Here is an 18313-nt window from a genome sequence, read left to right on the forward strand (position 1 = left end):
TAATTTTAAATCACCCTAACCTTCCGTCAGTCCTATCCTATGGTACTCTCGCTGCTTAAAAACTGTCCGAAGTATTGCTATCTAATGTTGCCCACTTGGGGCAGGTGTAGGGATCGATCGCGCTTGGAGTCGGAGAGTGCGATCGTCCTATTGTACATCTGCGCGGGGATGCAAGACTCAGAAACTCTGTTTCTGAAAGCAACCAGGTTTTTGTAGTTTGGGCGATCCGCTACAATATGCTAAACCTTGTTAGCTGGCATTGTTCTCTATTCGCCAATAAATGGTTCCAAATTAATAGCCATTAATATTTTGGCTTGACTTCGCCCTTGAGTGCATTTACTCAAAAAGTATTGCGATTTTCAGGGTTATTCGCTAGAATAGCCAACCTGTCACGTAAAAAAATCCCATCAACAAGACAGACATTTCCCACATCCGCTTATGACCATTGCCTATACTCCACCTTGGCTGCTGAACAACGGCCTATTAATGACGTTGTACACCGCATTAAGGGCTAGTCGCCGCTGGGAAAAGACGATCGCTGACCCAGAGCCCCCTTACCGAGAACACATCTTTACTGGTGCCTGTGGAGTCCCGATTTTCGGCTGGGTTGCCATCCCCGAAAATCCCCGATATACCATTGTCGGCACTTACGGCATTACTGGCGATCTGGATAATCAATGGTATCTCAAGCTACTAGGCCGTAAAGCTTATGCCCAAGGCTGTGCAGTGGTGTTATTTGACTGGCGAGCTCACGGCAAAACTGCCCAACTCTCTCCCACCCTGACTTCTGATGGCTTATACGAAGGCGAAGATTTCGTTCGGATTGCTGCGGCTGCTAAAGAAATGGGATGTCCCGCCCCTTTTTGGTTCACGGGTTATTCTCTGGGCGGACAATTAGCCTTGTGGGCTGTAAAATCAGCTCAGACGATCGCAGATTGGGGGCCGGACTTAGGGCTCGAAGAGTCAGAACTAGCAGGCGCGGCGGTGATTTGCCCCAGCTTGGACTCGAACCGTTCTCTGTCTTATCTAGTTAAAGATGAGTGGGGGAAATTTTTAGAAAAAGCGATCGCGCGACAGTTAAAAAAACTAGCAAAAAACATCGCCGCATCGCATCCAGGGGCGATCGATCCTGCCGCCATTGAACGCGCCAACAGCATTTGGGGCTTTGACCACGAACTGGTAATTGGCCCGTTAGGTTTCTCCTCTGTGGAAGAATACTATGAGGCTAGCAGCGCTCTACACATTTTGCCTCACCTCAAAAAACCCACTTACATCCTTTATGCAGCCGACGATCCGATGTTTGACCCGGTGCTTGTCCCTGAGTTGCAAGCCATTGGCGCGAACAATTCTGCCTTAGAATTAGTGGTGACAGCCTACGGCGGTCATGTTGGGCATATCAGTAGTAAACGTTGTCAGCATCAATTTGGTGATAGCGATCGGTGGTGGGCATGGAATCGGATTTTACAGTGGTTCGATGCCTTGAGTGTTGATTAAGATTATCAAATAAAACCTTAACACTCCTCGGCAATAGTTGCGGGGAGGAAAGGATTAGGGGGTTTAATCCCTCCAGTCCCGAAGGTTAAAAATCTTTCGCAAAAACACCAGACATCTGGGTGCAAGCTGAATGGATTACTGAGACACAATTGTGCATAATTTGCACAGCCAATTGACTTAACCTCGATGTGACAACAGCATAAGGATTAGAAGCAATTTTAGTTAAAAACTGGTGAATAAATATCGATTAATTTATTCGTTTTTTTGCGAATTGTGTCAGCTATTAACTAGGTAAAACTAAAGCTCCAACTCTCAATCTAATCAAACCGCAAATTGCGATAATTACTCTCTGGTATTTAGAGTTCGCTGTAGTTGGCTAGCATTGTTAGTGTTATCATCCCACGTCCTTGATTGATGCCCTCGTCCTCGGCAACAACAAACAGCACCGCCTCGTACAAAATCTTATTTTAGTTGAGAGACGGGGCGATCGCATCAAAACCAAAGAAACCGGGTTTTTGGGCGTGGCTGTCAGTTTTAACGAAGTATTTTCGTCAAAAACCCGGTTTCTGACTGCCTGCGCGTCAAACAAAAGAAACTAAAGAAACCGGGTTTTTGGGCGTGGCTGTCGGTTTTAACGAAGTATTTTCGTCAAAAACCCGGTTTCTGACCACCCGGCTTCGATTTTCAGCTTTTAGAGAGAGGTAAAAACTCGCCCGATCGCTACACTATTAACTAGGAACTCAGCAATTTTGGAGAAGAGGTGAATTGAAATTCGTTTCCGACCCGCAAATAAAAGTCAAAATCCGCAAAATGAACGAGCGGGTGCGGTGGCAAGAACAGTCGATCGTCGATCGGGGAATCGACCAAACTCGGATGGTTTTGGAATCTCCAACCACCGACTCTCCAGAGTTTTCGTTTTTAGTCGTAGGCGACAGCGGCACGGGAAATCACCGCGGCTACAATCCCCAGCGGCAGATTGCCGAACAGATGGTATCCGAGCGCGAAACTTGCCGTTTCGTCCTCCACACGGGCGATGTCGTTTATCTCGTCGGTTCCAGCGAATATTACTTGCAAAACTTTATTCGCCCCTACCGAGAATTTATAGTCGGCGGCGAGCATCCCTCTCGGATTGCCTACGATCGCATGGTGTTTAACTTTCCGTTTTTGCCCGTACCGGGAAACCACGACTATTACGACTTGCCCATAGTCTACGGGATTCTTTCAGCGACAGCTTTGCCGCTGCGGCGGCTGTTGGGTTCCAAGTTGGATCTCGATGTCGGCTGGCACGGTTCCGATCGCGGAAATGCCTACGCCAAAGCGTTTCTCGACTACCTGCAAGCTCACAAAATGCCGGGAGAACTCGATCGCCACCTAGACGCCCACTACACCGCCAGCACCAGCACAGGCCGCTGCATCCGCTACCAACCCGGACGCTTTACCCGCTTACCCAACCGCTACTACACCTTCCGCAGCGGCGGCATCGACTTCTTCGCCCTCGACTCCAACACCTTCAACGAACCGTTACCGATCCCGAAAACCAAACAGGGCGACATTCGCCGCCAGGATTTGGAACTCGATCGGCAGAAGTTGGAACAAGAAAAATTGGCAATGCTCGAAATGTGCGATCGGCTCAACCCCCAAATTCCCGAGGAAGACGAACAGCTAGACGACTTGGGCGCCAAGTTAGAGCAAGTTGACGAAATGTTGATGGATATTGACAAACAACTGTCGTCGCACAAAACAGCCGCCACAGACGTTGAACAGCTCGAATGGCTGAAAAAAAGGCTGATTGCGTCTTGGGCTGATTCCGAGGTGCGGGGGCGGGTAATTTACCTGCACCATCCCCCCTACGTGACAGAGGCGACAAAGTGGAATCAAGCTCAAACTTTGGCGGTTCGGTTGCGATTGCGCGAGGTGCTTGACGGGGTAGCCGATGCAGTTGGGGAAATAGCGCGGGGGCGTCCGCTAGTAGATTTGGTGCTGACTGGCCACGCTCACTGTTTGGAATACCTGCGGACTGGGGATACTGGACACGGCGACTCTGGGATTAATTGGATTATCTGCGGGGGAAGCGGCCACAGTCTCCGCCGCCAGCGCCCGGAAGGGCCGATGTTGCAGGAAGCATTGAGTCCTGAAGCTTATCGATTGGCGCGTGAGTCTGGTTCCGAAACAGCCAGCCGACGGGTAGCGGAATCTTTGCTATTTGTCGGCCGCAGCGGCCAAGGTTCCCACAAACGCCGTCCTTATTCGTGTTTGCGGATTGATGTTCTCGATGGGTGTCCCCCGAAGTTCCGCATCCGACCTTTGATTGTCGAACGATTTGAGGGGAAATGGCAGGATATCTCGATCGAACCTTTTGTGATTTAACTTTCGTTTTTCTGTAAGTCTCCATCGCCCTTAAAAAGGTGGACTTTGACCGATTCCGGTTCCCGCCTTTTTAAGGCGCCGGGGGCGATCGAGCTCCGAATGCTGGCACAAAATACTCGTATTAACTTAATTGAGGAGAAAAATTCAATGATTGCTAACTTAACCGCCACCGGCTGGGAAATAATTTACCACCGCGCCCATGCTTTACTCGCCGCCCAACTTGGCGGACAGTGGAAGCGCTCGAAATCTCCGCTTCGGTTGTACGAAACCATAGCCGCGATTTCGCATCACGATGATTTGGAGAAAGAGTGGGAAGAAAATATTTTAACTGAAGCGGGCGCGCCCTTTGATTTTACCTTGCAGACGGAAACTTCTCTGCCGAAAATTAAAGTCATGACGCAGAATGCCCTATATCGCGGTAGGTGGGTAGCCATGCTGATTTCTATGCACATGAGCTATCTCAATGAAGGAAAGCGGGGAGAGTCGAAGGAACTAGACGAGTTTTTGGACGAACAACTGGAAAATCAAAAAAAATGGCAAAAAGAGTTGAATATTTCTGAGGAAGATGCTAAGGCAGCTTATGCTTTTTTCCAGTGGTGCGATCGGCTATCATTAATTCTTTGCAGCCGCGAGTTACCCGCCGGAGAACGAGCTTTAGAAATTAGTGTCGGCCCGGACGGCAAGCGCTACGATATTGTACAGAACAGCAACGAACTCGTGACTGTAACTCCTTGGCCTTTTGAAGAAGATAAGTTTACGGTGAACGTCGAAGCGTGCCTTTTGGATAAAGTTAAGTTCGACAGCAACAAAGAAATAAAGGAAGCGTTGCACAAAGCTCCCCGCGAAGTCTTAGAGTGGACTTTTGTCAAGTCTTAATTAAACCTTTGAAACATTGGTGAGGGTTGTTGTCGAAGTTTAGCGGGCATGGCCTTTGTGTTAACTTAATCTTAAAACCATGTCTCATATTATGTCGGGTCGATTACCCCTAATACGGTAGGGGCGGGTTCACGAAAAATATCTGCCAATAATTGACAATCTCAAAAACCCGCCCTGTTAATTGCTCGATCCGACATGATATCAATCAGCATTATAGTTGAGTCTTTATCCCCCCTAACCCCCCTTAATAAGGGGGAGTAGGGGGTGGACAAGAACACTCAAAGTCAACTCCTACTCCCCTTATTAAGGGGGATTTAGGGGGAGCGAAACTTCGATATAAACGTTACGTATTACCTATTACCTATTACCAACTATGAAACGTTCAGCTTGCCTAATTTTCAATCCCGTCGCCGGCAACAGCAACCCAGACCAAGACTTAGCTAAAATTCAGGAACTTTTAGAGCCTTTTATTGACTTAGACATTCGTCTGACAACCCCAGAATTAGACGCAGATCAAATCGCCCGCGAAGCAGTTGCTAGGGGAGTTGAAGAAATTATTGCTTCTGGGGGCGACGGCACATTATCAGCAGTTGCTGGGGCGATTGTGAGCACAAATATTCCTTTAGGAATTATTTCGCGGGGAACGGCTAATGCTTTTGCTAATGCTTTAGATATTCCAAATACAATTGAAACCGCCTGCGCCACTATTTTGGGAGGGTTGACGCGGGTGGTGGATGCCGGGATTTGCAACGGTGAAATGCCGATGGTTTTGTTAGCTGGAGTGGGTTTTGAGGCAGAAACCGTCGAACTAGCCGATCGCGAAATGAAGAACCGCTGGGGAATGCTGGCTTACATTCTGTCAGGAATTAAACAGTTAAACAATTTAGAAAGATTTGAAGCGGAAATAGAAACCGACGATAAAATTATCCACCTTACTGCTGTGGCCGTAACAGTAGCAAATGCAGCGCCGCCTACTTCCATTTTAGCTCAAGGCCCGGCGGGGATTGTTTTTGATGACGGCTTGCTGGACGTGACGCTGGTTGCGCCTGAGAATAAAGCTGGGGCGATCGCAGCTTCTTATCACCTATTGCAAACCGCTTTGAGCGGCAATCCTACCGATCGCGATGACATCGGTTATTTGCGGGCAAAAAAAATAAAAATTACTACCGATCCGCCTCAAAAAGTGGTTTTAGACGGGGAAATTATCGGCCTGACTCCGGTTTCTATTGAGTGCGTTCCGGGAGGTTTAACTATTTTTGTACCGCGAGTTGAAGAAGCACCAGTGGTGGAAAAACTCACTGGTTTAGCGGACATCGAAGTTACATTGAAGCCCTCAACTTAAAAATTTTAGCGAAACAAACAAAAAGAAAGACCGCCCGGGCGGTCTTTTGTTTTTAGGCGTCTAAAATTTGGCGAATGCGGCGCTCCAAACGTTCGAGATCGAGTCCGCCTTCATCGCGGCTGATGCGTCGCACGGTGACGTTAACATTGCTCAAATCGGCAAGCAAATCTTGCAGGATTTCTTGTTGCTGCCGAGCTTGAGTTATTTCGCGCGGTTCCTGCACCAAATCGCGAACAATTGTATCTTCCGCGCGCGAAGCAACGATCGGGTCTGCTTCGCCGTCTACGTGCACGAAAGTGCGCCGACCGGGCCCCCGTTCTTCTTCAATTGGTATTACTGCTGTTACTCGATCGGAGCGTACATATTTGCCAAATCCCAGGTGGACTAAGACAGAAGATTGTATTTTCATAGATAGCAATTTTTATTTGTTAGTTATCTATATTTTAACTTTTAGAATTACGATATAACAACTAAACTGAGAGCTATTATTACTACAATATGTGTCGGTTTTTTCTCGATATTATAGTTGTCAATTTGAGGGAAATATGGTAATATATTTTACGAGATTTCCACGCTGTGGCAGGGGTTGAAATATTCGCATCATCCCACAGTGTGCCAGGGGTTGAAATATTCGCATCATCCCACAGTGTGCCAGGGGTTGAAATATTCGCATCATCCCACAGTCCGGCAGGGGTTAAAATATTCGCATAATCCGACAGTCCGGCAGGGGTTGAAACCCCCGCCTCATAGCGAAAGTCCTCTTAAGAGGACTGAATAATTTATTGAAAATTATCCAATTTGTGGGTAAAAAATTCGCAAATAATGTTAGTGCATATCAAGATAATACCTGGGTCGAATCAAATTACTAAATAAAATATGATTCCCTAGTCCTCTTTAGAGGACTTTTGCTATGAGACAGGGGTTTCAACCCCTGTCGGACTGTCGGATTATGGCAAATCTCGGACTGTTAGATTACTGTCGGAATATGGCAAATCTCGGACTGTTACATTACTATCGGAATATGGCAAATCTCGGATGGTTAGATTACTATCGGAATATCGCAAATCTCGGACTATTAGATTACTGTCGGAAGATGGCAAATCTCGGATTGTGCGAATCTCGGACTGTCAGGGCGCGACAGTTGGCTGATGGGTTAACATAAAAATAGAGCAGTTTGCGATCCGCAGCGCATTTCAGGGACACAGCCTACCGATTCTAGATTTGAGCATTACTTCCACGGAAAAACAGGAAAGCCTAAATCATGCTAATTAGTCTCGACTTAGTTATCAGCCTCCTGACGACAATTCCCTTCGGCACCATCAAAGACAAGTTTCAGCGCAACGAAACAGTTATCAAATTATTAAAAAGATTTAACCTCGACCCCGATGCTCCGCCCGCAGATTTTAGCGGAGTCTATGTTTATACTTTAGTAGAATACGGCGCTGGCAAACCAAAGCAGATTTTAGAACTGTTTCGCCAAAAAGAGATTGAATCAGCATTTCGCAAAGCCTTCGAGTCCGATAGCCCAGCCATTTTAATTCAAGCAGGCGATGAATATCTGAATGAGAGTGCTTTAGGCAAAGAAATTCGAGATTTAGGCATTGACCCCCGACGGGAATTCATGGCATTTGCCGCCGTGTTTATGGAAGTCGCAAAGCGGACGCGGACGCTGGGAGATGTGATGATGGGAAATTCGATCGCCTCTTTGCAAAAACGCCTATCTATGGTAATGGATCGCATCGAACGCCTCCCCACTATCGAAGGAATTCGCACCGAATTTGCACGACTGGAAGATCAAGATTATCCCGCACTTCCCGCTGCAGCATCAACTAATATTCAAAAGTCTCAAGCTTTTATTTTATCACAACAAGTTCGAGGTTGGTTTGAAACATTAAGTTATAAGTTTGAAACCTATCAAATCTCGGAAGATAACTATTTTGAATGGATTATCAATGTCCCCGTCAGACGCAATCGGTACGATCGCATTTTAGTGCGCGGAATAGCCGGAGAAGCGGGACTCAGAGACATCTCAGCCTTGCGCGAGTCGGTAGAAAAACAGCGCACCGATGAAGGCTGGTTAGTTACGGCCCGCCGCATCAGTCGCGCCGCGCGGGATGAGGTAGAGAAAGATGAAAATCGTAATTTAGCTTGCTATACGTTTGATGAACTACTCGACCAAGATGCCGATTTTACCGCTTATCTGGATTGGCTAGAAACAGAAATAACCAGCAGAGAAATTGATACTAAATATGTGCCGCTAGCCTGTACGAAAGAAGAAATTGACCCCGATACTCACCGCAAGATAGGCGTGAGTCATTATGACGGGCGAGATGGCTGGATCGAAGGTTATATTGACCTGTGGTTGAATGACCCAGTAAAAGAACATATTTCAGTTTTAGGAGAATTTGGGACGGGGAAAACTTGGTTTGCGATGCACTATGCTTGGATGGCACTGCAACGCTACCGAGATGCTCAAAAGCGCGGCTTAGAACGCCCGCGTTTGCCGTTAGTAATTCCTTTGCGAGATTACGCCAAAGCAGTTAGTGTCGAGTCGCTATTTTCCGAGTTTTTCTTTCGCAAGCACGAGATACCTTTGGCGGGTTATTCGGCTTTTGAACAACTGAATCGCATGGGCAAGTTTCTGCTGATTTTCGATGGTTTTGATGAAATGGCCGCTAAGTGCGATCGGCAAGAAACCATCAACAACTTCTGGGAACTAGCAAAAGCCGTCGTTCCCGGCGCAAAAGTCATCCTCACTTGCCGTACCGAACACTTTCCTGAAGGCAAGGAAGGACGAGCATTGTTCAATGCAGAACTGCAAGCATCAACAACCATTTTAACAGGCGAAACTCCCCAATTTGAAGTCTTAGAATTAGAGAAATTTAACGACGAGCAAATTGGGCAAGCGCTGTCATTTCAAACAGAAGCGGCGACCGTCGAAAAAGTCATGGGAAACCCGCAGTTATTGGATTTAGCGCGTCGCCCGGTGATGACCGAGTTAATTTTGGAAGCATTGCCCGACATTGAAGCTGGAAAACCAGTCGATATGTCGCGGATTTATCTGTATGCGGTGCGGCGGAAGATAGAGAGAGATATCAAAGCAGAACGTACTTTTACTTCTGTAGCAGATAAGCTTTACTTTTTGTGCGAACTGTCTTGGGAAATGCTGTCTACCGACCAAATGAGCCTGAATTATCGCGGTTTTCCCGATCGCATTCGCAGCTTGTTTGGTTCTGTCGTACAAGAGGAAAAAGACTTAGACCACTGGCACTACGACATGATGGGTCAAACGATGCTGATTCGCAATGCTGATGGCGATTATACTCCAGCGCACCGTTCGTTATTAGAGTTTTTTGTCGCTTATAAATTTGCAGCGGAATTGGGAGTTTTGGCCGCAGATTTTACGGAATTAGTTGCGCCTGAACAGTCTTGCGTCAATCCTGATGCAGCGCCTCAATCATACACCTGGTCTAATTATTGTCGGCTTCAGGCTCAGAAGAGAAATAACAACGAACTTATCGCGCCTTTAAAGGGATTTGTTGCTGAAGATTTAGATCAACTTCTTCAGAGTTTCGGACAAGCGCCACTGACGAAAGCAGTCATGGATTTGTTGTTGCCGATGGTTTCTGAAACCGGGGTTTTGCCTCTTCTAGAAATTCTGGAAGCAACGCGAGGTAAAACAGAAAGCGAGGTGGGTTATGTGGGAGGGAATGCGGCGACGCTGTTGGTCAAAAAGGATAATGCTGTTTTGGAAGGAAAAGACCTTTCTCATACCATCATTAAAGGTGCTGATTTTACAAAGGCTAGCCTGCGACGTGTCAATTTTGCTGATGCGAATTTAGCAGAGTCTGTTTTTGCTAAAGCCTTTCGTACAGTTAATTCGGTCTCATTTAGTCCAGATGGCAAACAATTTGCTACAGGTGGTAGTGATGGTGTTGTTCGTTTGTGGGATGCAGTCAGTGCCAAAGAACTTTTAACTTGTCGGGGACGCAAAAATTCAGTGCATTCAGTTGCTTTCAGTTCGGATGGTGAATGGCTTGCCAGTGACAGTGTGGACAATAGTATCAAGCTTTGGGATAGTCATACTGGAGAATGTTTGCGGACTTTCACCGGACATGAAAATTCCGTGCGTTCAGTTGCTTTTAGTCCCGATGGTGAATGGCTTGCCAGCGGCAGTTATGACAAGACTATCAAGCTTTGGAATAGCCATACAGGAGAGTGTTTGTACACTTTCACCGGACATAAAAATTCTATCAGCTCAGTTACCTTTAGTCCCGACGGTGAATGGCTTGCCAGTGGGAGTTTTGATAATACTATCAAGCTTTGGGATAAGCATACAGGAGAATGTTTGCGGACTTTCACCGGACATGAAAATTCGCTTCTTTCAGTGGCTTTTAGTCCAGACGGTCAATGGCTTACCAGTGGCGGTTATGACAATACTATCAAGCTGTGGGGCAGCCATACCGGAGAGTGTTTTCTGACTCTCACCGGACATGAAAATGGGGTGAGTTCAGTTACCTTTAGCCCCGACGGTGAATGGCTTTCTAGTGGCAGTTTTGACAATACTATCAAGCTGTGGGGCAGGCATACCGGAGAGTGTTTGCGGACTTTCACCGGACATGAAAATGGGGTGAGTTCAGTTACCTTTAGCCCCGACGGTGAATGGCTTTTCAGTGGCAGTTTTGACAATACTATCAAGCTTTGGGATAGGCATACCGGAGAGTGTTTACGGACTTTGACCGGATATGAAAATGCGGTGTTTTCAGTCGCCTTCAGTCCCGACGGTGACTGGTTTGCCAGTGGTAGTAGTGACAATACTATCAAGCTTTGGGATAGGCATAGCGGAAAGTGTATAAAGACTTTCAAAGGACATAAAAATAGAGTGAGTTCAGTCGCATTCAGTCCCGATGGTCAATGGCTTGTCAGTGGCGGTTGGGACAACACAGTTAAACTTTGGAATATCCATACAGGAGAGTGTATTAAGACTTTCACAGAACATAAAAGTTGGATTTATTCAGTGGCCTTTAGTCCTGACGGTAAATGGCTAGTTAGTGGTAGTTATGACACTACTATTAAACTCTGGGATAACCATACCGGAGAGTGTTTTCTGACTCTCACCGATCGTGAATCTAGAGTGCGTTCAGTTGCTTTCAGTCCCGGTGGTGAATGGCTAGTCAGTGGCAGTAGTGACAATACTATCAAGCTTTGGAACAGTCATACTGGAGAGTGTTTGCAGACTTTTACCGGACACAATAATTGGGTGAATTCAGTCACTTTTAGTTTTGATGGTGAATTGATTGCCAGTGGTAGTGATGACTATACTATCAAACTTTGGGATAGCGATACCGGAGAGTGTTTGCGGACTTTTATCGGACATGATAATTCGGTTTATTCAGTCGCATTCAGTCCCGAAAATCAACAGTTTGCAAGTGGCAGTTATGACAACACTATCAAGCTTTGGGATAGCAATACTGGAGAGTGTTTGCGGACTTTAAGCGGACATGAAAACGCCGTTCTTTCAGTCGCATTCAGTCCCAGCGGTGAATGGCTTGCCAGTGGTAGTAGTGACAACACGATTAAACTCTGGGATGTCAATACAGGGGAGTGCATTAAGACTCTCACAGATGGACTTTATGAGGAGATGAATATCACAGGAGTTAGAGGTTTAACGAAATGTGAGAAAACGACGATCAAAGCTTTAGGGGCTGTTGAAAATTAATCATCGCAAAGGAGAAATTATGCAGTCAGCAATACGAATTACAACCAAAGTTCTTGCAGGAAATAAACTTGAAATTCAAGTGCCGCCTGGATCTGTGGGTGAAGAGGTTGAAGTGTTTGTGATTATACCCGAAAAGCCTCCGGGGCGGCGTAAAGTGTTGGAATTGCTTACAGAAATCCGCAGCAGTCATGTTTCCAGAACTGTTGAAGAAATTGACCGGGAACTAGAAGAAGAAAGAAACTACTGGAGCAGTTAAACCTAATTTATTCTATGGCAAATTCAGTTAATTTCCGCATATTAGGAGGGTCAAAACCAAGTATAATATCTTGTTTAGGAACTCCCAGTTCTACGAGTTCATTAGCAATACCCACCTCGGTTCCATCTTGCTGAATCCAGATTTTATTGTCCATAATATCCAGGTGCAAAACCGGGCCATAAATTCGCCGCTGATTGCGCCAGCCGACATATACTAATTGATAATGATCGCGCTCGACATCAAAGATAGTTTGAGCCTGAATGCGCTCATCCCAAACAAGACTAGCGTGTTCCGAGAGCAGATTTTGGATGTGCTGCCGATAAAGGTCTACATTTGCCATTGTGCGATCGCCTCTTGCTCTATATCGTAAATCATCAAATGAATTTGATTTTGTTGAACTAAAGACTGAATAAACCCCATTGTAAAAAAACTATCGTAGACATTACTGGGTACTGCAAGGTATAAAATGCGGTCATTTTCTTGTTGTTGTAAAGCTGCTCGATAACTAATGAATTGTCCTAAAGCTGTGTAAAATTGGGATATTTTGGATGGGCCAATAAAGCTTTTGATTTCAACTGCGATTTTCTGTCCGTCTTTTTCTGCCGCAACCACCTTTTCGGCACCCAAGTCTATGTAAAGTTCGAGAGTTCCTGCCTGTAAAGTGTATGGATCGTGAGTAATCTCCCATCCATCTTTCTGGAGAGCGATTTTAACGACTTCGTGAAAGGCATCTTTAGCAGGCATGGTTGTACTGACTCGTTGTGTTTAATATCTTGGGTAGTTGTTGTATTTTAAGTATATGCCCTATTCATCTAGAACATCACTGACCCACGGGTGCCCAGAAACCGGGTTTTTTTCGATAATACTTCGTTGAGGCGAGCAGATGCGGCCAAAAACCCGGTTTCTTGTCGAACTTACTCACGGGTGGTCAGAAACCGGGTTTTTTTCGAGCATACTTCGTTAAGGCCAACACAAACGACCAAAAACCCGGTTTCTAATGTAGCCTACTGACTAAACTGTTGAGCGTAGTAGCCAGCATAGCGATCGCCCTTTTCCAGCAACTCCTCGTGCGTCCCAGATTCCACAATTCGGCCTTTTTCCAAAACTAAAATGCGATCGGCTCTCCGCACAGTCGCCAAGCGGTGCGCGATAATAAACACAGTGCGATCGCGCATCAATCTTTCCAGCGCTTCTTGCACTAAACCTTCGGATTCCGAATCCAGTGCCGATGTCGCTTCATCCAAAATCAATATTCTCGGATTAAGCAACACTGCACGGGCGATCGCAATTCTTTGTTTTTGGCCCCCAGATAAATTTACACCCCTTTCTCCTACCCAAGTTTGATAACCGTCAGGAAACTCACTAATGAATTGATGAGCGTTAGCAATCTCCGCAGCTTTTTGCACATCTTTCAGTTCATAATAAGATTGACCGAAAGCGATATTTTGAGCAATTGTACCCGAAAATAAAATCGTTTCTTGCGGTACAATTCCGATTTGCCTCCGCAGAGTATTTAAGGTGACATCTTGAATATCAATACCATCAATTAAAATCTGTCCCGCTTGCGGATCGTAAAATCTCGGTAGCAAATTTACTAAAGTAGTTTTACCCGCACCCGATGCGCCCACGAGAGCAATCATTTCTCCGGGAAGCACCAACAAACTCATGTTTTGCAGGATGGGTGTCTCTGAGTTATAGGCAAAATTAATGTTGCGATATTCGACTTTTCCGGTAACATGGGGAAGTTCAGTTGCCCCAGGCTTTTCGACTACTGTTGGTTGAATTGCTAATAATTCAAAAATGCGATCGCTAGAAGCCTCTCCCTGCTTGAAATCGCCGTAATTAGCAGTGGTAATGGCGATCGGGTCAATTAAAAGTGCCACCCCTGCGATATAACTGATAAATTCAGTACCTGTGAGATTTCCTTGAGAAATTTGCCAACCTCCCAGGAAAAAGAGCAAAATCACGCTCATAGCTTCCAGAAAGCCAACTACAACGAACTGAAGTGCTTTTATTCTTTCTGACAAATACTTAGCGCGGCGGTTTTGTTCTGCTTCTTCTGCAAAGCGGGCAATTTCGTAGTCTTCAGCCACAAATGCTTTGATTAAACGAATGCCGCTGAATACTTCTGTCAGCAAAGCGGATAAATCAGAGATGCGATTTTGACTTTGGCGCGAGTAACTTAGCAGTTTCTCGCCAAACCAACCAATTAAAATAGCCATCAGCGGTGCAATAATTAATGCACCTAAAGTTAATTGCCAGTTGAGATAAATCATATATCCCAGGACAGCAATTAGCTGCAAAACACAAGGGATAAACTGATGAAAAAATTTATTTACGACTTCGCCAATGCGGTCAATATCTTCTGTGAGGCGGTAGGATAAGTCTCCGGTTTTGGCAGTTTCAAAGTAGCCGATATTAAGTTTTTGCAAGTGGGAGTAAACTTTTTTGCGGATTTCCAAAGCAATAGTCAAAGCGGCTTTTGCCATCAGCGTATCTTGACCGTACTGGGCTGTACCGCGAATTAGAAATATAATGGCGCTGAGTGCAGCAATTTGAGCGAACCCTTGTAAATCTCCTTTACCTATAAATTTGGCAGTTTCGCCAACTAGCCACGCTATAATTGGCCAAAATATGGTAAATACTACCGTACAAGCTAATGCTTTACCGATGGTGTGTTTTTGGGGACGGAGGTAGGGTAAGATTTGCCAGTATGTCGATCGAGTTTTCAAGATATTTTGCCCTCGCAAATTCTGTTTTTGGGGATCTCTGCAAGAATATTCAAACTTCGATCCCCCCTAACCCCCCTTAATAAGGGGGGGACAAGATTATTATTGCAAGTTCCCCTTTTGAAGGGGGATTTAGGGGGATCTCTGCGTAAGTCATAGAGATATCTGAGCCAGAATATGATAACAGCGATCGGTAAATAATACTAATTCTCAAAACTCATGGAATAGTTGCTGTAGGGTGCGTCGCCATCTACAATCTTCAAAAACAGCGACAATCTCAAAGCGACGCACCTTACTATAACCTCGATCGGGTTTCTGGAAGTGGGTCGCCATTTATCAACAATCATTCTTGCCCGTCTGCATGAGTCGCTAGTACCTGAGCCCCCGCCACAACTTCGCCCCGAAAGGCGGCTGACTGTCCGGGTGCAAGAGTAACTGGTTGAGCGAAGATAAATCCGTTGTCAATTAAATTGCCTGACTCGTCCAAAACTTCATAATTAACTTTGACATTCTTGATTGTTTTGCAGCCTCGATTAAGCACTTGACCGCTGAAAAAGTTACCGTCATAATTAGCCGCCGCAATTGAAACTTTTGCAGCGATATTGGAACCGGGAATGCAAGTTTGGGAAGTTCCCGATGCTGGCTGTTTATCGCACAATTGGCCCAAGTCTAATGTTTTGCCGTCGGGGGTTTTCATGTAGCAAAACGGTTCATCAACTGGTGAATTTTGAGCAAGTGTATTTGTATAGTTTGTAAGCAAAGGGCGAGACGATAGTGGCGAGATTAGCCAACTTAATAAAGCTACTGTAAAATGTAAAAATTTCATATTTTTCTCGGCATTTTCGGAAAGTAATTGTACAATATAGTTTACCTCAAATTTAGGCTAGCATATCTATATGTAGGGCGCGCCACCCTCAAGCTGCATTGTGCTATGATAAGATATCAAACTTTAGAAAATAAAGTCATGGTCGTTACTCAAGATAACCCCAAACAAAAAACGGTAGAACTGACCGTAACTTGGGAGAAGTTGCCAGACGACTTCCAATTAGAAGAAAAACCAGTGGAGAATACAGGTCAACCGCTAATTGCTGGAGCACTGCGAGAAATCTTAGAACTGAGAGGAGCGATCGGGCCACGAATGCTGATAGCCAGCAACTTTGGCATTTGCGCTACTGTCAACGGCGAGTTAGTTATCAAGGCACCAGATTGGGTTTATGTACCGTCGGTACTGCCTGCAGAATCCAGAAGAGACCGCAAAAGTTATACCCCAAACTTGGAAGGAGAAATCCCGACCATTGTCATGGAATTCTTGTCGGAAACAGACGGAGGCGAATATTCTGTCAAACGTACTTTTCCTCCGGGAAAGTGGTTTTTTTATGAACAAATTCTGCAAGTACCAACTTACATCATTTTTGACCCAGAAACTGGCTTGCTGGAAGTATATCGCTTGGAAAATGGCAACTACGAATTAGAATTTCCCGACACGGAAGGTCGCCACTGGATGGCAGATGTTGGTTTGTATTTAGGAACGTGGCGAGGGGAGAAAGAACAGCGTTCAGGCTATTGGTTGCGCTGGTGGGATGAAGCAGGAAATCTGCTTTTATGGGGTGTAGAACAGTTAGCAGCAGAACGCCAGCGGGCCGATCGCGAACGTGAACGAGCCGATCGACTGGCTGAATATTTGCGCGATCGGGGAATTAACCCGGACGAGATTATTTGATAAGTTGTACGCCATATCTGTAGGGACACGGCATTGCCGTGTCCGCAATTACTCCCTATTATCTAATACTCGGCTTTCTATTCCTAAGATTCCGCGCTCCGGGAATTTTCCGGCTCGGACGGCGAGTGTTCAAACTGCTAGCAGTTCGAGCATTCAAAGCATCAGCAGAAGGTATCAAACCCAAGTCTTGCAAAATTTCAACAGCCGCTCTTTGTCCAGTTTCGCAACCGCCTTCCATGTAACCTTGATTTTCCAGCGAAGTGTGTTCTCCGGCAAAATATAAATTGCCAACTCGTTCGCCTTCAACGCCGTACATTTGCGTCCACTGTCCGACTAAATAGCAGGAATAAGAACCTTTAGAAAAGCGTTCTCCCGGCCAATATGCTCGCACAGCTTTGCCCGATCGCAAATTTCTCACTCCGGGAAAAACTCTTTCAAATTGGTTCAAAAATCTTTGTGCTTGGTCTTCTGGAGTTCCGGCACCGATCGACAAACCCTGCTTTCCTCCTGTAAAATTAGTAACTAAACCGTTAGGAGTAGGAGCGAAAGGCGTAGCTTCCCAGGTATTCTGGAATCCTAAATCGCTATAAACAGAAGCAGTCGATCGATAAAGTTCCCGCCAAATTCGGCTGCGGTAGCCAGTAATTAACTTAGAATTAGTACCGTAACCCAACTGCTCGATCGCCCTGCGCTTTGGTTGGGGCAAAGGTACGTTAATTTTAACGTCTCGCAGAGTGCTGAACGGTAAAGTTAACAAAACTCGCTCGTAAGTGCGATCGAACGCGCTTAGTCCCGATCGCAAATTTACCCGATAGCGGCCATCCGGCAAAAGAGTAATCGCTTCCAAAACCGTCCCCGCCTCGATCGAACCAGACAATTGACCCGCCAAACGGTTGATAATTTGACTGTTGCCGCCGTCAATTTGATAGCGCTCATCGCTGTCGCCGTACAATTCAAAACTGCCCGCTTCAGAACTGATTAAAAACAGCAGATTTAACGCCGACTGCTCCTCGGGATCTCGACCGTATTCCGTCGTGTAAGCAATGCGGAGTAACTGCCGGACAATCGTGCTAATCTCGGCTTGGTCTACATATTCAGCGATCGAAAGATTGTCCAATCTTTCCGCTGCTTCCGTAAAATCAAGATAGCTAATTTCATCGCCAACCGCCTGCAAATCAGCAGTAATTTTACTCGCTAGTGGCGCAAATTCCGCGATTAATTGCTCAAGAGAAAAGCGCCGTCCTTGAAAGAAAAAAGTATCCTTCACCAATCCACTCTGCACTTGGGCTAAGTCGATCGCCCGCAAACCCAATTCCGTCGCCAGCGAGATTAAATTAGTGTGGCCGGTGTCAATAAATTCTCCCCCCAAATCCGCCGGAATCAGCGTTCCAGCCACCTTGGGAATAGTGCGTATCCGCCCCCCCACGCGGTTCGTTGCCTCGATTATATCGGCACGCACACCCGCTTGGCGCAAGCGATAAGCCGCCGTCAAACCAGCAATTCCCGCACCCACAACCAAAATCGGCGATCGTCCACCCTGTTGAGCAAAAGCTCCCTCTCCCTCCCTGGTAAAAGTCGCAGCAGCGGCAGCCCCCGCAGCAGCTAAACCCCCGTGCAGCAAGCGGCGCCGAGATATGGCAGAATTAGGAATGCGATCTGTCAGCATCCCCAGCAGTTCATCAGCCGGAATGCCCGTTTCCCTTGATTTCTGGGCAATGCTTGCAGCGCGGCGCAGCATTGCCATCAGTGCAGATTTAGCCATAATTAAGACATCCTCACAAAACAAAACTTTGATGTAAACTGGATTCTC

15 protein-coding genes are annotated in these 18313 nt (G+C 46.1%); 9 read left to right on the plus strand and 6 right to left on the minus strand.

What is annotated here, in order from left to right; all coding sequences use genetic code 11:
• Positions 1-438: 438 nt before the first annotated feature.
• The 5 genes from QUB26_RS17835 (at position 439) to QUB26_RS17855 (ending at position 6079) form a co-directional block, all read left to right on the plus strand.
• Complete coding sequence (locus QUB26_RS17835) at positions 439-1494, plus strand: alpha/beta fold hydrolase (RefSeq protein ID WP_333236620.1); 1056 nt, start codon at positions 439-441, stop codon at positions 1492-1494.
• 407 nt (positions 1495-1901) lie between these two features.
• Positions 1902-2093, plus strand: a complete 192-nt coding sequence (locus QUB26_RS17840; RefSeq protein WP_333302358.1) for a hypothetical protein — start codon at positions 1902-1904, stop codon at positions 2091-2093.
• 166 nt (positions 2094-2259) lie between these two features.
• On the plus strand, positions 2260-3861 hold the full coding sequence (locus QUB26_RS17845) for a metallophosphoesterase (protein ID WP_333319073.1): 1602 nt from the start codon (positions 2260-2262) through the stop codon (positions 3859-3861).
• A gap of 147 nt (positions 3862-4008) precedes the next feature.
• Positions 4009-4737, plus strand: coding sequence for a DUF3891 family protein (locus tag QUB26_RS17850; RefSeq protein ID WP_333236616.1), 729 nt, complete (start codon positions 4009-4011; stop codon positions 4735-4737).
• Between the two features lie 373 nt (positions 4738-5110).
• Complete coding sequence (locus tag QUB26_RS17855; protein WP_333236614.1) at positions 5111-6079, plus strand: YegS/Rv2252/BmrU family lipid kinase; 969 nt, start codon at positions 5111-5113, stop codon at positions 6077-6079.
• Positions 6080-6131: 52 nt separating this feature from the next.
• On the opposite strand, the gene QUB26_RS17860 is transcribed toward QUB26_RS17855, so the two are convergent.
• Complete coding sequence (locus QUB26_RS17860) at positions 6132-6488, minus strand: hypothetical protein (protein WP_006631047.1); 357 nt, start codon at positions 6486-6488, stop codon at positions 6132-6134.
• Positions 6489-6989: 501 nt separating this feature from the next.
• On the opposite strand from QUB26_RS17860, the gene QUB26_RS17865 reads away from it, so the two are divergent.
• The 3 genes from QUB26_RS17865 (at position 6990) to QUB26_RS17875 (ending at position 12054) form a co-directional block, all read left to right on the plus strand.
• The gene (locus tag QUB26_RS17865; RefSeq protein ID WP_333236612.1) at positions 6990-7241 is read left to right on the plus strand and encodes a hypothetical protein; all 252 of its coding nucleotides are present in this window, start codon (positions 6990-6992) and stop codon (positions 7239-7241) included.
• 99 nt (positions 7242-7340) lie between these two features.
• Complete coding sequence (locus QUB26_RS17870; RefSeq protein WP_333319075.1) at positions 7341-11798, plus strand: WD40 domain-containing protein; 4458 nt, start codon at positions 7341-7343, stop codon at positions 11796-11798.
• Positions 11799-11817: 19 nt separating this feature from the next.
• Positions 11818-12054 (plus strand): hypothetical protein, encoded by a 237-nt coding sequence (locus QUB26_RS17875; RefSeq protein ID WP_333319077.1) that lies wholly within the window; start codon positions 11818-11820, stop codon positions 12052-12054.
• Positions 12055-12061: 7 nt separating this feature from the next.
• Here the strand turns inward: QUB26_RS17875 and QUB26_RS17880 are convergent, their stop codons facing one another.
• The 4 genes from QUB26_RS17880 to QUB26_RS17895 all read right to left on the minus strand — a co-directional run bounded on the left by QUB26_RS17880 (position 12062) and on the right by QUB26_RS17895 (position 15609).
• A complete protein-coding gene (locus tag QUB26_RS17880) occupies positions 12062-12394 on the minus strand; it encodes a XisI protein (RefSeq protein WP_333319079.1) in 333 nt (110 codons plus the stop codon).
• Positions 12382-12798, minus strand: coding sequence for a XisH family protein (locus tag QUB26_RS17885; RefSeq protein WP_333319081.1), 417 nt, complete (start codon positions 12796-12798; stop codon positions 12382-12384). The genes QUB26_RS17880 and QUB26_RS17885 overlap by 13 nt, the downstream gene beginning before the upstream one ends.
• Before the next feature lie 260 nt (positions 12799-13058).
• Positions 13059-14786 carry an ABC transporter ATP-binding protein gene (locus tag QUB26_RS17890; protein ID WP_333236603.1) on the minus strand — a complete coding sequence of 576 codons (1728 nt, stop codon included), beginning with the start codon at positions 14784-14786 and terminating at the stop codon, positions 13059-13061.
• A gap of 340 nt (positions 14787-15126) precedes the next feature.
• On the minus strand, positions 15127-15609 hold the full coding sequence (locus QUB26_RS17895; RefSeq protein WP_333319083.1) for an FxLYD domain-containing protein: 483 nt from the start codon (positions 15607-15609) through the stop codon (positions 15127-15129).
• A gap of 138 nt (positions 15610-15747) precedes the next feature.
• Here QUB26_RS17895 and QUB26_RS17900 point away from each other — a divergent pair, with 138 nt between their 5' ends.
• On the plus strand, positions 15748-16503 hold the full coding sequence (locus QUB26_RS17900) for a Uma2 family endonuclease (RefSeq protein WP_333319104.1): 756 nt from the start codon (positions 15748-15750) through the stop codon (positions 16501-16503).
• 58 nt (positions 16504-16561) lie between these two features.
• On the opposite strand, the gene QUB26_RS17905 is transcribed toward QUB26_RS17900, so the two are convergent.
• The gene (locus QUB26_RS17905; RefSeq protein WP_333319086.1) at positions 16562-18265 is read right to left on the minus strand and encodes an NAD(P)/FAD-dependent oxidoreductase; all 1704 of its coding nucleotides are present in this window, start codon (positions 18263-18265) and stop codon (positions 16562-16564) included.
• Between the last annotated feature and the right edge of the window lie 48 nt (positions 18266-18313).

This window comes from Microcoleus sp. B4-C1, assembly GCF_036705285.1.
Lineage (GTDB): Bacteria > Cyanobacteriota > Cyanobacteriia > Cyanobacteriales > Microcoleaceae > Microcoleus.